The organism is Singulisphaera chitinilytica (genome assembly GCF_049331405.1).
In the GTDB taxonomy this organism is placed as follows: Bacteria; Planctomycetota; Planctomycetia; order Isosphaerales; family Isosphaeraceae; genus PoT.
On record NZ_CP186274.1, the window covers coordinates 897,722 to 912,339 of the forward strand.

The 14,618-nt window shown below is 64.8% G+C and carries 13 protein-coding genes; 5 read left to right on the top strand and 8 right to left on the bottom strand.

Annotated elements, in window-relative coordinates:
- Positions 1-10: 10 nt before the first annotated feature.
- Together ACOYYX_RS03275 and ACOYYX_RS03280 are read right to left on the bottom strand one after the other, a co-directional pair.
- The gene (locus tag ACOYYX_RS03275) at positions 11-1,321 is read right to left on the bottom strand and encodes a hypothetical protein (protein ID WP_422928507.1); all 1,311 of its coding nucleotides are present in this window, start codon (positions 1,319-1,321) and stop codon (positions 11-13) included.
- An 85-nt stretch (positions 1,322-1,406) separates the two neighbouring features.
- Positions 1,407-2,405: an MBL fold metallo-hydrolase gene (locus ACOYYX_RS03280; protein WP_422928508.1), complete on the bottom strand. Its 999-nt coding sequence runs from the start codon at positions 2,403-2,405 to the stop codon at positions 1,407-1,409.
- Positions 2,406-2,722: 317 nt separating this feature from the next.
- Between ACOYYX_RS03280 and ACOYYX_RS03285 the strand changes: the two genes are divergently transcribed.
- A complete protein-coding gene (locus ACOYYX_RS03285) occupies positions 2,723-3,718 on the top strand; it encodes an archaemetzincin (RefSeq protein WP_422928509.1) in 996 nt (331 codons plus the stop codon).
- 6 nt (positions 3,719-3,724) lie between these two features.
- Here ACOYYX_RS03285 and ACOYYX_RS03290 read toward each other — a convergent pair whose 3' ends face one another.
- The 3 genes from ACOYYX_RS03290 to ACOYYX_RS03300 form a co-directional block, all read right to left on the bottom strand.
- Positions 3,725-5,068, bottom strand: coding sequence for a 4Fe-4S binding protein (locus ACOYYX_RS03290; protein ID WP_422928510.1), 1,344 nt, complete (start codon positions 5,066-5,068; stop codon positions 3,725-3,727).
- Positions 5,069-5,233: 165 nt separating this feature from the next.
- Positions 5,234-6,526: a beta-ketoacyl-[acyl-carrier-protein] synthase family protein gene (locus tag ACOYYX_RS03295; protein ID WP_422931584.1), complete on the bottom strand. Its 1,293-nt coding sequence runs from the start codon at positions 6,524-6,526 to the stop codon at positions 5,234-5,236.
- A gap of 81 nt (positions 6,527-6,607) precedes the next feature.
- Positions 6,608-7,243 (bottom strand): TetR/AcrR family transcriptional regulator, encoded by a 636-nt coding sequence (locus ACOYYX_RS03300; protein ID WP_422928511.1) that lies wholly within the window; start codon positions 7,241-7,243, stop codon positions 6,608-6,610.
- Positions 7,244-7,569: 326 nt separating this feature from the next.
- On the opposite strand from ACOYYX_RS03300, the gene ACOYYX_RS03305 reads away from it, so the two are divergent.
- Together ACOYYX_RS03305 and ACOYYX_RS03310 are read left to right on the top strand one after the other, a co-directional pair.
- Complete coding sequence (locus ACOYYX_RS03305; RefSeq protein ID WP_422928512.1) at positions 7,570-8,391, top strand: TrmH family RNA methyltransferase; 822 nt, start codon at positions 7,570-7,572, stop codon at positions 8,389-8,391.
- Entirely contained in the window at positions 8,388-8,732 is a 345-nt protein-coding gene (locus ACOYYX_RS03310; protein WP_422928513.1) for a hypothetical protein, read from the top strand. The genes ACOYYX_RS03305 and ACOYYX_RS03310 overlap by 4 nt, the downstream gene beginning before the upstream one ends.
- 96 nt (positions 8,733-8,828) lie before the next feature.
- Here the strand turns inward: ACOYYX_RS03310 and ACOYYX_RS03315 are convergent, their stop codons facing one another.
- The 3 genes from ACOYYX_RS03315 to ACOYYX_RS03325 form a co-directional block, all read right to left on the bottom strand.
- A complete protein-coding gene (locus tag ACOYYX_RS03315) occupies positions 8,829-9,647 on the bottom strand; it encodes a YciC family protein (protein ID WP_422928514.1) in 819 nt (272 codons plus the stop codon).
- Between the two features lie 476 nt (positions 9,648-10,123).
- On the bottom strand, positions 10,124-10,486 hold the full coding sequence (locus tag ACOYYX_RS03320; protein WP_422928515.1) for a hypothetical protein: 363 nt from the start codon (positions 10,484-10,486) through the stop codon (positions 10,124-10,126).
- Positions 10,455-10,880 (bottom strand): hypothetical protein, encoded by a 426-nt coding sequence (locus ACOYYX_RS03325; RefSeq protein ID WP_422928516.1) that lies wholly within the window; start codon positions 10,878-10,880, stop codon positions 10,455-10,457. The genes ACOYYX_RS03320 and ACOYYX_RS03325 overlap by 32 nt, the downstream gene beginning before the upstream one ends.
- 420 nt (positions 10,881-11,300) lie before the next feature.
- Here ACOYYX_RS03325 and ACOYYX_RS03330 point away from each other — a divergent pair, with 420 nt between their 5' ends.
- Complete coding sequence (locus ACOYYX_RS03330; protein WP_422928517.1) at positions 11,301-12,122, top strand: isocitrate lyase/PEP mutase family protein; 822 nt, start codon at positions 11,301-11,303, stop codon at positions 12,120-12,122.
- Positions 12,123-12,541: 419 nt separating this feature from the next.
- Entirely contained in the window at positions 12,542-14,569 is a 2,028-nt protein-coding gene (gene shc, locus ACOYYX_RS03335) for a squalene--hopene cyclase (RefSeq protein ID WP_422928518.1), read from the top strand.
- The last annotated feature ends 49 nt before the right edge of the window (positions 14,570-14,618 follow it).

The window sequence follows — 14,618 nt, forward strand, 5'->3', positions numbered from 1 at the left end:
TGCGACGATTTTAACGGATGACCTTGCGGCTGAAGGCGACGATGAAGAGGCCCCAGAGCAGGGTGCCCAAAATCGACTCGATGATGAGCGGGACGTTCATCCACCCCTTGGCGGCGAGCCGCATGTCGCCGAAGCCCGAGATGAAGGCCGAGACGCTGGTGAGCGTCGCGATCATCGTCCGGTTCGCGAAGGTGTGCTTGGGCCCCTCGAACGGCATGTTGTCGGGGTCGACGATGAACGAGTCGATCCCCGCCATGTAGATCAGGGCGAAGGCGAACATGATGACGACCGCCGCGCGGATCGCCCGCCCGGGGTTCGTGCCGTAGCCGCAGCCGTGGTCCAAAAAGAGCCAGTCGCCGAAGTGGCTGCACTTCGACCAGGGGCGCTTCCACGACCGCTGCCTGGAGAGCCTCTGGTTCACCTTGAACCGGTAGAACGCCCAGTCTTCCTGGTCGTACCGATGCAGGCCTTCGAAGACCCGCTTGAGGAACGCGTACTCATACATGGCCTGCGAGTAGTCGCCCGAGATCTCGCTCGCGAGCCGCCCCTCGACCTGATCGGGCCGGATCAGGATCCGTTCGGCCACCATATTTGCGAAGGCGAAGCGCTGCTTTTCCCCCTGCTCGATGTCCTCGAGATAGACGTAGTCATGCAGCTTGGCCTTCGAGAGGTCGACCAGGCCGTCGAAGCGGGTCCGGTCCGCCTGCCACTTCTTCTGGACGACCGTGCCCCGGAAGAGGAGGTCGTCGCGGAACTTGCACTGGGTCAGGATGAACCCTTCCTCGACGTGGAAGCTCCGGAAGTCGGCACTGCCGAGGAACTCGCACTGCTTGAATTCGACCCAGCCGTTGAAGACGGCATCCCAGAGGCGAATCGTCGCGATCTCGGCATTCTGGACGAGGAACTTCCCCCGAGCTCGGACCGAGTCGAGCCGGCAGGTGCCATGGACCTTGAAGTTCCGGAACTGCGGCTTGATGATGGTCGAGCCCATGAATCGCAAGTCTTTGGTGAAGAAGGATTTCTTCGAGATCTGCGGCCGATCCAGGGTGCAGGCCTCGAAGCTGACGAGGTCGGCGAAGTTGGCCCCCTCGATGGAGAAGCCGGCGAGCGTCACCCGGCGGAACTGGACGGGCTTCGCGAAGGCCCCCCTGAGCCTCAACCGCTCGATCCGGACCCCTTCGATGACCTCGCCGCGCTGGATTTTCTCCAGGGCCTCGGCGGCGGTCATCACATGCTTCGACGGCTGGGCATCGCCGGCGTCGGAGACCTCATCAACGGCCTCGTCTTCGGCCTCGAGCTCGCTCGTTTCGCGATCAGTCATGTCCATGAGATCACCCGTCGGGGAGTACCATGTTTCAAGTTGACAGTGATTCGCCGGCCGCGCCCGATTCTTTCAGGTCCGCCCTTCAAAACTCGGCGCGGACGTTGGGGAAGACGGCCTTCGCCTCGTCGAGGAGCTTCTGATACTGCCCCTCGTACCGGGCCGAGAAGTGGATCAGCACCAGCTCCTCGACCTCGGCGAGCCTGGCGAGTTCCCCCGCCTGCCCCGCGAGCATATGGCGATATTTCTCGGCCTGGGGCCTCTGGGCCTCGGCATAGAACGAGTCGCAATACAGTCGCCTGGCCTTGTGGGCGAGCCGGAGGAGCCCCGGCTTCGACGTCTCGCTCCAGGCGGTGTCGGTGACGTACGCGATCCGGCGGCCGGGCACGTTGCTGAAGGCCTGCTCGAGCACCCAGCCGAGCGCCCGCTTCTCGCCCCCGACGGTGAGCGCCGTGTCGATCGGGGCGCCGTTCTTCTGCATCTTGACCGCCCGGCCGATCCAGGCCCCCTTGGGGAGGCCGTTCGCCGCGATCTTGGCCGGATCCGGCTCGAGACCCTCCGGCTCGACGAGCGCGAAGGCGAGGCAGGGGACCGTGTGATCGACGAGCGCGGCCTCGACGCGGAGCAGTTGGGTCTCGTGGATCAGGGGGCCTTGCCAGTCCTTCTCCTCGATCTCGGGCTTCGGGAACCGCCGCGAGCATTCCAGGTGGGCCGCGCGGATACGCCCCTCGAGGATCTCGTGGACCTTCAAAACGATCTTCTGGAAGGGAAAGAAGGGATACTCGTAACTTTTGATCCGATCATACACCTTGGTGATCGTGCCGGTCGGGCCGTAGATGTGGAGGGCCTTGTCGCGGTCGAGGTTCGCGCGGACGATCCGGTCCAGGCCGATGAAGTGGTCGACGTGATGGTGGGTGATGAACACCGCGTCGAGGTCGCCGAGCCTGGCGGAGTCGAGACTCCCGTTCTCGCCGGCGTCGAACAGGAGCGCATCGTCCTTGCCCGTGTAGTCGATGAACAGGCCGGGGTCCCCGGTCGAGCCGTTGACCAGCCGGACCTCGGTGCAATCGCTGTCGCCTGGCATGCGTCCGCCATCCCCTTCGCCGATGATCTTGGTCCTTCGTGCCGCAATGCTTCGGGGATGATCTCAGCGACGCCCCCGGTTTGCAACGTCCTGAATCCCGCGGCGGATACTCCATCTGGCCCTACAGATCTCCCAGAAGCCCTATCGGCCAGATTCGGCCGGACTGACGTCTGTAATACGTGTTTCATCCGAGGAATCATCTTCCTTGATTTCGCAGGAAGTTGGTCGGTCCCGCGATGACAGGTGTCGGAACGCGCGTTAAGATTCGTGAAGGTCGGGGGCAGCGAGGGCCCTCACACAAAAAACGGAGGCGGAACATGGGCGTTCGAGCATGGCGCGCGATCGCGCTTGTTGGACTGGCGTTCGGCCTGGCCTTCGTGGCACGCTCGTTCCTGTACGGTTCGATCCCCGAAGAGGAGTTTGACCCGTACGGGCCCGATGGTACGGAGGTGGCCGCCTGGGAGAACGATGAGCGGCGCGCCGACCTGGAGACGGCCGGCCGTCTGCTCCTCCCCCTGCATCGGAAGATGGGCGAGCCGCAGCCGGGGGACTGGCTCGCGAACCACCCGGAGTCGGGGCAGACGTTCGAGGAATACGGCGCAGGCAAGCCCAACCGCCCCTCGGCGCGTCGGACGACCCTCTACATCCAGCCCTGGGGGAATTTCGACGCCGAGCAGACCCGCCTCATTGCCGAGACCTCCGACTTCCTCAAGCGGTTCTACGGCATCCCGGTGAAAGTCCTCGACCGGCTCCGGCTTGAAGACGTTCCCTCTTACGCTCGACCCCGGCATCCGGACCGCGATGACGAGCGTCTAACGACGTCTTACGCCCTTGGCGTCCTCCAGAGACGTTGCCCCAAGGATGCCGTCGGCGTCCTGGCCCTCACGACCGCCGACCTGACGCCTCGCGAGGGGCGGAGTTGGGTCTTCGGCCAGGCCTCGCTGATGTTCCGGGTCGGAGTCTGGTCGCTCTATCGCCAGGGGGACCTCAAGTCCGAACCAGCCCTCGTCCTGAGGCGGACCATACAGACGGCCGTCCATGAGACGGGGCACATGCTGGGAATCCAGCATTGCACCGCATATCAGTGCGGCATGAACGGCACGGGGAGCCGCGAGGAGGCCGACTCTCGCCCGCTGGCCTTCTGCCCCGAGTGCGAGATGAAGGTCTGGTGGGCCTGCAGCCTCGACCCGTCGGCCCGCTACGCCGACCTGATCGCCTTTGCCAGGGGGCACGGCTTCGAGCCCGACGCCCGCTTCTGGCGTGAGTCTCGCGCCCGGCTCGAGCGTACTGCGCTGGCCTCGAAGCGTCCTTGAACCTCGTCAGCTCGGGAAGCAGCGGCCGAAAGCGGCGAGGAGTCGCGGCGAGCCTTTGAGCCGGATCTTGCGCCGGATCAGGGACCAGACGAGGCTCCGCTCGCGACCGATGAAGCCGAGCCAGGCGTCGCTATCGGCGATGACGCGGAGGTCGGGCTCGCCGACGTGCTCGTGCGAGATTTGCAGGGTCTTGTCCCGGATCCGGATCGTCGCGAGGCCGGGGTCGCGGCCGGTGAAGGTGAAGTGGTACGTGGCGTCGAGGTCCTTCACCTGCTCGCGCTGGAAGAGCAGGGGGAGCCCCTGGAGGAAGCCGCGGATGTTGGCCGAGCGGAGTCCGCTGCGGACCCGCTTGAGCGTCTTGCGCGGGAACCGACGCGTCGCGTACTCCTCGGCGTCGGATTTGGGGATGACGTAGAGCGTCTCTTCCTTGTCCTGGAGCGGCCGCACAACCTCGTCTAGGAACCCCTTGCGATCCTGGAGGAACGGGCCGATGACGTCCTCGCCGGCCGGGCAGACCGCCATGCAATAGGCGGCTTTATAGTTGGGCCCGAACGAGAGGCTCTGCCACATCGAGGAGGTCTCGGGGGGCGAGACCTTCGAGCGATAATCTGCCGCATCCCGGCTCTCCACGATGGTCTCCACCCAGTCGGAGAAGCCGCCCATGAACTCGCGATAATTGTGGGTGTAGCAGGCCGAGAAGTTGAAGTTCCCATCCGGGGCGATCGCGCCCACCGGGCAGGCGGCCACACAGAGCTTGCACTCGAGGCAGGGATTGTAGTCGATCGGCCTGTCCTGGGCCGAGACCTCGGCGTCGACCAGGATGGTCCCGAGTAGGATGAAGTTGCCGAACCTGGGGTGAATAATATTACGGTGAATGCCCATCCGGCCGAGCCCCGCCGCGACGGCCACGGGCTTGTGGGCGACGACCCAGGGCCTGCCGCTGGGCCGCTGCAACTCCATCGGGAACCCCGAGGCCGGGTTCATGGCCCGGATCCCGCGCCGCTCGAGGGTCGTCACCAGGCGCCGGGCGACCTCGGTCGTATGGTCGAGCGTGCCGTGGAACTCGAGGTTGGCCACCGACCTGGCCGGGCTCCGGATCGGGTCGCGGTTGATCCGGCAGACGAAGGCGATGAGCGTCTTCGTCCGGGGAAAGGCCGCGAGGATCTCGGCCCGCTGGTCGTCGAGTTCCGGCCGATCGATCGCCACGATCCCGACGTCGTCGGCCCCGGCCTCCAGGCAGACTTGGCGGAGCCAGCCAGCGTCGAGCGGCTCCGGCCCCGCGACGGCCACGCCCGCGTTGGCGGCCTCGCGGAAGCGTTGGACCGTGGGATGATCGTCGAGCTTGCTCATCGCGAACCGGCTCCTTCCTGACTTGGACGATGGGATGGAATCGGAAATGGCGTGCGGGCCCGGCGGGGGCAAGTCGAGGCCTCACGGACAGTTCCGGGGGGCCTCGACCTCCTCCTTGCGAAGCGGCTCACATGCGTAGAGAAACTGGCTTTTTTGGGAAGAGAATCAGCCGGAGAAGCCGCGGAGGACGAGCGCGGTGTTCTGCCCGCCGAAGCCGAAGCTGTTCGAGAGGGCGACGTTGAGCGGGTAGTCGCGGGCGGTGTTGGGTACGTAGTCGAGGTCGCATTCGGGGTCGGGGTACTCGAGGTTCACGGTCGGCGGCGTGACCTGATCCCGGATCGCGAGCAGGCAGATGATCGCCTCGACGGCCCCGCCCGCGGCGACGAGGTGTCCCGTCATGCTCTTGGTGCTGGAGACGGGGATCTCGTACGCCATCTCGCCGAAGACGCTCTTGAGCGCGAGGGTCTCGACCGAGTCGTTCACCTTGGTGCTCGTGCCGTGGGCGTTGATGTAGTCGACGTCCTCGGGACTGACCTCGGCGTCGGCCAGGGCCTCTCGCATCGCGGCGATGGCGCCTCGCCCCTCGTCGTGGCTGTCGGTCAGGCGGAAGGCGTCGGCCGTCGAGCCGTGGCCGGCGATCTCGCCGAGGATCTCCGCGCCTCGCCTCCGGGCGTGCTCAAGCTCCTCGAGCACGAGCATGCCCCCCCCTTCGCCGAGGATGAAGCCGTCGCGCTCGAGGTCGAACGGGCGGCTCGCCCGCTTCGGGTCGTGGTTCCGGGTCGACATGGCCGTCAAAAGGTTGAACCCGGTGATGCCCAGGGGGTGGATCATGCTGTGCGTGCCGCCGGTCAGCATGACGTCGGCGTCACCCCTGCGGATGAGCTCGACGGCCTCGCCGATCGCCTGGGCGCTGGCGGCGCAGGCGGTCAGGCAGTTGGCGTTCGGGCCGTAAGCGCGGAAGACGCTCGCCAGGTGGCCCGACGGGGCTCCCGGCTCCTGCTCGGCCTCGCGGATCGGGTGCAAGGTCCCTTGCCCGAGGCTCGTGAAGAGCGCGGGGTCGACCTTGCCGTTGCGGGAACTGCGATGGACGACGTCCACGAACCGGGGGAAGTCGTGCTGCCCCTCGCCCGAGCCGAGATAGATGCCGAACCGGGTGCGATCGAAGGCCTTGTAGTCATCGAGGCCCGACTGGTCGAGCGCCATCTTCGCCGAGGCCAGGGCGAAGAGCGTGGTCCGGCAATGCTCGCTCCAGCGGCTGGCCGGCCCCTCGCCCAGGTAATTCCCGAGCGCGAAGCCTTCGACCTCGGCGGCGATCTGCGTGGGGAACGTGCTCGCGTCGAAGAGCGTGATCCGGTCGACGCCGTTCCTCCCCTCGCGGAGCGCCTTCCAGGTCGACTCGAGGTCGCGCCCGACCGGCGTGACCATCCCCATCCCCGTCACAACGACCCGGCGTTGCATGCTCATCCTCAAATTCCCTTCCTCGACGGAGTGGTCCCGTCGGGATGAAAGACCAGGGAGAACGTGAGCGGAAAAAGGGGCTCACTCGTTCACAATATTGGAATCCGGACGTGATTCGTTCTTGACATCTGCGGCCGATCCCTCCTGGCCCTGCAAGGCAAGGGCGCGGCAGGCCTCGAGGATCCGGTCGGCGAGGGCCTCGTCGGTCACGGCCCTCGCGAGGCTCAGGCCGCCGACGCAAAGGGCGATGATCGCCAGGGCATTGCTTTCGCGGTCGAGGTCCCCGGCTTCCGGAAGGTGCCTCCCGAGTTTCTCGGCCTGCGCGACAATCGCCTCCTCGAAGGCGAGCCGCGGCCCGTCGCCGGCCCTCGAAATCTCCGAGGCCAACGCGGGGATCGGGCAGCCTTCCACCACCATCCGGCGGTGCAGGGGGCTCAAATAGCGCTCGAGGAACCCGACGATCCAGTCCTTGCCCGATCGCGAGTCGAGCCCGCCGAGATTCAGCCTGGCCGCCTCTTGCGAGGCGCAGGTGAAGGCCTCGGAGAAGAGGGCCTCCTTCGATGGGAAGTGGGCATAGAAGGCCCCGGCTGTCAGCCCGGCCTCCTCCATCACCCGATCTACGCCCGCTGCGTGATATCCCTGCTGGCGGAAGACCTTGCTCGCGGCCTGGACGACCTTCTCTCGCGTCTTCTGCTTGTGCTCGGGCGAGTATCGCATGGCTCTCCAACCCCCCTCCGCGAAATCTCGTCCTCCGCAGAGTGGAGGCGAAGCATCCTCAAGACTCTTGGGCAGACGAACGTCATGCCTTCGGCTAAGGACATTGTGCCCTGTCCGGATCATTGTAGGTCGATCGTAATTTAAGTCAACCGAGGCCGCTCGGATTGGCCTGATGTGCGGGCGCCGGGGTTAGGCTTTGCTCGACCGGTTCGCGACGGGGCTTTGGCAAGTCGGGGCTTCGGGAGTAACATGGCGGGGCTTTGGGGCCTTCCGCCGGAGGGATGTCCTGGCCCGCCCTCATCTAGCCGATAGCCGAAGTGACGCCGATGCCCCGAGTCCTGATCGACGACCTCGCCGACCCGCGGATCGCGCCTTACCGCAACCTGAAGGCGACCAACCAGACGCGAGGCCGGGATGGGTTCGTCGTCGAGGGGGAGAAGCTGGTCGAGCGGCTCCTGGAGAGCCACTTCCCCGCGGCCTCAATCCTTGTGAGCGACCGCCACGAGGCGAGGATCTCGTCCTGGGCGCCGGACGACGTGCCGCTGCTGGTGGTCCCGCACGCGCTGGTCGACGTCCTCGTCGGGTTCAACTTCCACCAGGGGGTGCTCGCCTGCGGGATCAGGCGGCCCTGGCCCTCGCCCGGCGAGATCGCGGGCGGGTCGGCCGAACGTCGCACGTTCGTCGCGTGTCCCCAGATCGACAACCCGGAGAACCTCGGCGCGATCATCCGGCTCGGTGACGTCTTCGGGGTCGACGCGATCCTCGTCGGCGGGCGCTGCCCCGACCCCTTCTCGAGGCGGGTCTTGCGGGTCTCGATGGGGATGGCCTTGCGTCTGCCGGTGATCGAGTCGGAGGATCTCGCGGCCGACCTCGCGCGGCTCCGCTCCGACTTCGGCTTCAAACTGGCCGCGACGGTGGTCGACACCGACGCCAGGCCGCTCCACGCCGTGCGTCGGCCCGATCGCCTGGCGTTGCTGTTGGGATGCGAGGGGCAGGGGCTCGGGCCCGAGTGGGTCGACCTCTGCGACCTGCGGGTGACGATCCCGATGCGTCCTGGCGCCGAGTCTCTCAACGTCGCCGTGGCGGCCGGGATCCTCCTCTATCACTTCACCACCGGCCCGGCCGGGGCCGTCGAGGACGAACGATGACGAAGCCCACACGCCTGCAGGAACAGGCCTGCGACCGCCTGGTGGACGCCCTCCTGCTCATCTGCGAAGCGGCCCGCCTCGACGGCAAGGGCCGCCTGGGTTTGGCGGAATTCGAGGAGGTTGCGAGGCGTGTCGCCCAGGCCTCATCGGCCTTCAGTCTCGACGAGATCGTCATACGAGCCCTCGACCGGCGCGGCAAGGCCCTCGGCCTGCGTTCGGGCACGTCCGACCTCCTCACCCTCATGGAGAGCGAGCACACGCCGCTCGCCATGCTGACCCTCCCCGACGACGCTTTCCGCGAACTCGTCGCCGCGATGGAGCAGGAGCTTGGCGAGGTCTGAAAATGGCTCGAAGGGACGTGAGTCGCGGTGACTCACGTCCCTTCCGATCGTCTTGTCATCGAGACGGCTGATGGCTTGTCGGCGATCGCATGCAGGTCAAATGTCGACGAATTGGGCCGGGCTCGGCTTTTTCTTGCTGCGGAGGCCCGCCGATTCCCTGTAAATCAAGTATCCCGTGATGATGAGGATGGTCCCAAGGACATTCAGGGCGCACCCCAGGATCGACGACGTGATGACATTTTGAAGTTGGGGCATGAGGGCGAAGACCATCCCGCCGAGGAAGGCAACGATGAAGATCGGCAGGACGGATAAGATGCCACCCAAGAAGATTTGCAATTTATAGCCGGTCGTAAGGTTCTGGCTTCGCTTCTGGGCCTCCCGACCGCTCCGCCCTTCGAGGATGACGATCGGGTCGATGAGGGCGAACCGAAGCGCGAGGATGATGCCCGGGACGATCAGGGCGATCAGCCCCAGGATGATGAACAAGCCCGTCAATAAGCGGGTCCCGAACAACTGAGTCCAGTTCCTTAGCCCGACTCCCATCGCCTCGCCATAGGTCACGCGATGGCCTGCCATGCGCTGCGAAACCAGATGAATGACCGCCCCCACGCAGATCGGCCCAAACAAACCCTCGACGATATTCGCGAGACCGGCTAATGATCGGCCACTTTCCGGATCAAAAGTCCTGGACTCCAGGAAGTAGATGAGGAGATTGGCCGGGAGCCATATGGTGAGGATGATCATGCTGATGAGGCCGAGATTCCCGCCGAAGAGCTTGAATGCCTCACCGACTTTCGCCGTGATCGAGGTGTGAACGAAAGAACCTTCGATCGTGCCGAAATCCTCGTCGTGGCTGGCCCTCGTCAGAGGCGCCGCATAGGGGTTCGTTTCAGCGGCCTCTCCGTCCGAGATCACGATTCCGCAATCCGGGCACGCCGTCCTCGGGTCGGTCCCCTTGTGGAACTTGCAACCGCAAAATGGGCATGTTGCCGTGGAACTCATCGAAATCAGACTCCGCGGGGTCGGGATTATCGCGTAGGAAACGTCGCACGTCAGATGATGTTTGTGAGTTGAGAATGTAGTTTCCGCTCCAGACATCAGAATAGCGAGGCACTTCTCCCCTTAATTTGCGAATCCATGTCGATCGCCGCGACACAAGTCTCGTTTTTGCAATGAGATAGCGGATGAATCCGGTCGGCTTTGACTTTGGCTTTTGAGCCGGCGCGATGGTGGTCGTCCCCGACGCACGGCGGCGCGTCGGCCCGCGCGGCTGGCCCTGCTCCTGGGGGCGAGGAGCAAGGACACATCTGACCTACTCACTCTGACGGCGAAGTCTTCCTTGCTTGGAATCAGCGAGAGCGTTCCTTTTAAAACCGACATCGCGACGAGGTTTACGACTCCTCACCCGCAACTTTCTTGTCGAGGAACCATTCCGAAACATGAATCGCTGGGCCATGCAGGTTATACGACTCTTGGTAGATCACGAGCGGAAGGATGGCCTGGAGTGTGGTGACGACACGCATCACACAGTTTGAAAACGAATACATAATAGCAATCGTTGGTTGAAATGCATTTGATCGGGTTGATAGGAAAAGGAGCACATACTGCATCAACGCCGAGACAAGGATGTTCAGCACGGCGAGGAAGACGATCGCCCCGAAGATTTGGAGTTTGTACGCCGACGCGAGCTGCTTGCTGCGTTTCATGGCATCAACACCATTCTCACGCTCCATGATGACGATGGGTTCGACCATCGCATACCGGATCATGAATGATGACGCCGGGGACGACCAGCGCCGCGATTCCCAGGACGCCGGTCGCGTAGGTGATTAACCTGGTCCAGAGCATGCCGAGGCAATTGCGGAACCCCACTCCGATCGCATTGATATATGTGGCGCGTTCGCCGGAGGCGCGGAGCGAAATGACGTGAAGGGTTGATCCTGTCAGCATGGAGCCGAACAGCAATTCCGTGATGATTAGCACGAACATCGGCGGAGTGAACTTTCCGTCGCCTAGCTGGATTCCTAAGGGTATGCTCATGAGACCGGGCAGGAAGGAAAAGGTCAGGACGAGCATCGTGATGATGCCGAGATTCTCGCCGAGGAGGCTCAAGGCCTCGCCGATCTTTTCCGCGAGCGAAGTTCGCACGTAGGTCCCCGCAGTCTTGGTGAATTCCTCCTTGTATTGGGGCGTTGTCAGAGGCGCCGCATAGGGATTGGCTTCGATCGGCTCGGCCGAGACCCTGGTCCCGCACTTCGGGCACCTCGTCGCCGGCACGCCCGCCGACTCGATGCTCGTGGGGATCTTGTTACCGCAATACGAACATGTTGCCATGGAACTCATCGCTATCGGGCCCCGCCGGAATCGGAACATAAACGGACTGAAACGTCGTACGTCACTGAGGTCTGAAAGTTGATAACGTAGTTTCGGCTACAATCTTCCAAATATCGAGAGCCTTTCCATCCATTGCATTTGCGGCACGAGGCCAAGGGTCGTGATCCGGGCCTTGGCATGATCAGCGGCGAAACGAGATCGACTCTCCCCGAACTCGAGACGAGGTTCCCGAACATGGCCAAGACCGTCGCCGAGAAGCGTGCCCGGTTCCGCAGCCTCCACCAGGGCGGCTGCTTCCTGCTGCCCAACCCCTGGGATGCGGGGAGCGCCAGGATGCTCCAGCACCTCGGCTTCGAGGCGCTGGCGTCGACCAGCTCCGGCTTCGCCTGGACGACGGGCCGACCTGATAACGCGGTGACGTGTGATGACGTGCTCGGACATTTGACATCGCTCTGCGAGGCGGTCGACCTGCCGGTCAATGCCGACTTCGAATCGGGCTTCGCCGCAGAGCCCGAAGGGGTCGCGGCCAATGTTGCCCTGGCGATCAAGACGGGAGTGGCGGGCCTCTCCATCGAGGATCGTCGCATCGACGGATCCGAGGGGCTGTTCGACCTGCCCCATGCCGTGGAACGCATTCGCGCCGCCCGAGAGGCCATCGACAGGTCGGGGGAGGACGTGATCCTCGTCGCCCGCACGGAAGGGCTCCTCTCCGACCCCAAGGCACTGGGGCCGGCGATCGATAAACTCGTCGCCTTCGCCGAGGCCGGCGCCGATTGCCTGTACGCGCCGGGCGTGCGAGACAAGGCCGACATCGCCGCGATGGTCCGCGCCGTGACCCCGAAGCCGGTCAACGTCCTGGCGATGGGGGCGAGCCTGAACCTGGCCGAATTCGCCGACCTCGGCGTGCGGCGGGTCAGCGTGGGTGGGGCACTGGCTCGTGTCGCATGGGGGGCCATGCTCGCGGCCGCCGAGGGGCTCAAGGCCGGGTCCTTCGAAGGGCTCCTCGGGGCGGCTCAGGGTAAGACGCTGAACGACGTCTTCGGCGGATTCGCCTGATCCGTCGCCCTCCGGCCGTCGTCATCGCGGCCCCGAGAGTCGTGGAAAGGTCAACGAATCCGCACGTTTCGTGGCGAATCCAGGCTTGCAGATGGCTCCGAGGAGACTGCCGGATTCTATCAAGATTTGCGTGGGTTCCTTGGTACAAAAGGCTCGCGGAAGGGGAATGGGCAAACTTTGCGGACGCCGAATCCGGCGGGGGGAATGGCCGCCGGCAGAAATCACTTCGGATCGCAAAGTTGGGATTGACGTGAGACTTGCGGACGCTACTGTTCTTCACAACCGGCCATGCCGTTCGAAATCGACATGAGCCCTCAGACTTTGGCGAATCACCTTGAGACGCCGGAATTGAGCCAGGCTGATCCGTTGCTGACGGAATAACGGCGACTCCAGGAAGTGAGTCTCCCGGAGACATCAGGATGATGCCAACGGTTATGAGCGTAACCCAGGTCACGACTCGACCAACCTCAACGACGGGGCGGCTCGACGAGGGGATCTCTCGCGCACTGTCCTGGCTCGTCGACGAGCAGGAGGCGGCCGGGTTCTGGGTCGGGATGCTCGAGTCGAACTGCTGCATGGAGGCGGAGTGGATCCTCGCCATGCACGTCCTGGGGATCGAAGGCGACCCCAAGCTCCCCGGGGTCGTCCGCGCGATCCTCAACCAGCAGCGTAGCGACGGCGCCTGGGAGGTCTATCACGGCTCCAGCGGCGGCGACATCAATACGACCGTCGAGTGCTATGCGGCGCTCCGGGTCGCCGGCGAGGATCCGAACTCCCCCGCCTTGCGCAAGGCCCTGGGCTGGATCCTGGAACGGGGCGGGCTCTCGCACCTCCGCAACTTCACCAAGTTCTGGCTCGCGCTGATCGGCGAGTGGCCGTGGGACCAGACCCCCACGCTGCCCCCCGAGTTGATCTACCTCCCCTCGTGGATGCCCTTCAATATCTACCAGTTCGCCTCGTGGGCACGCGGCACGATCCTGCCCCTGGCCGTGCTCTCGGCCCGGCGTACCTGCCGCCCGTTGCCCCCCGAGAAGCGGCTCGACGAGCTCTTCCCAGAAGGGCGAGAGAATCACGACTTCAAGTTGGCACGTCGGCATTCGTGGATCTCGTGGGAGAGCCCCTTCTACGTGGCCGACCGACTGCTGAGGCTCTATACGTCGTTCCCGATCAAGCCGGGGAGAGAGACGGCGGTCAAGCTCTGCCTCGAGTGGATCATCAAGCACCAGGAATCCGACGGGGCCTGGAGCGGCATCCAGCCCCCGTGGATCTACTCGCTGATGGCGCTCCGCGAGGAAGGCTATCCGATCGAGCATCCGGTGCTCCAGGCCGGGCTCGAGGCCTTCAACACGCACTGGTCGTACGAACGCAACGGCGGGACATATCTGCAGGCGAGCGAGTCGCCGATCTGGGATACGGCCCTCTCGCTCCTGGCCATGCTCGACAACGGCTGCACGATCGACGAGTATCCGGCCGCCGGTACGGCGCTCGACTGGCTCCTGAATCAGCAGGTCTTCACGCCGGGCGACTGGCAGGTCCACGCCAAGGGGGTCGAGGGGGGCGGCTGGGCCTTCCAACGGGCCAATCGCTTCTATCCCGACGTCGACGACACGGCGGTGATCCTGCTCATCCTCGAGCGGTTCAAGCCGCAGTTCGCCGACACGAAGGCCCTGGATTTCGCCACCGAGCGGGCGACCCGCTGGCTTGAAGGCATGCAGTGCGCCAACGGCGGTTGGGGCGCCTTCGATCGCGATAATACGCATTCGTGGCTCGCGAAGATCCCGTTCGCCGACTTCGGCGAGCTGCTCGACCCGCCCAGCGTGGACGTCACAGCGCACGTCGTCGAGGCCTTCGCCGCGCAGGGGCGACGGTTCGACGACCCCGTCGTGGCGCGGGCGATCCGCTTCATCCGCAGCGAGCAGGAAGAGGACGGGAGCTGGTTCGGCCGTTGGGGCGTGAACCACATCTACGGCACGGCCGCGGTCCTGCCCGCGCTCCGGGAGATCGGCGTCGACACGAACCTCCCCTGGGTCCGCAAGGCGGCCGGCTGGATCGTCGCTCATCAGAACGCCGACGGAGGCTGGGGCGAGTCGTGCGCCTCGTACATGGACGACAAGCTGCGTGGCGTCGGCGAGACCACGGCCTCGCAGACCGGCTGGGCCCTCATGGCCCTCCTCGCCGTCGACACCCATGACTACGACGACGCGATCCGCCGCGGCGTGAAGTACCTGGTGGATCACCAGGCTGAAGGCACCTGGAACGAGCCCGAATACACCGGCACCGGCTTCCCCGGCTACGGCGTCGGCTGCCGCATCAATCTGGGCCGCGACGCCGCCGCCATCGACCAGGACACAGACCTGCAACGTGCCTTCATGATCAACTATAACCTCTACCGACACTATTTCCCCTTGATGGCCCTCGGCCGAGCCCGGACCCACTTCGGCCGGTAAGGCTCTCGCCGTGATTCGCCGACGGGATCGGTTTCATCCGGTCCCACAC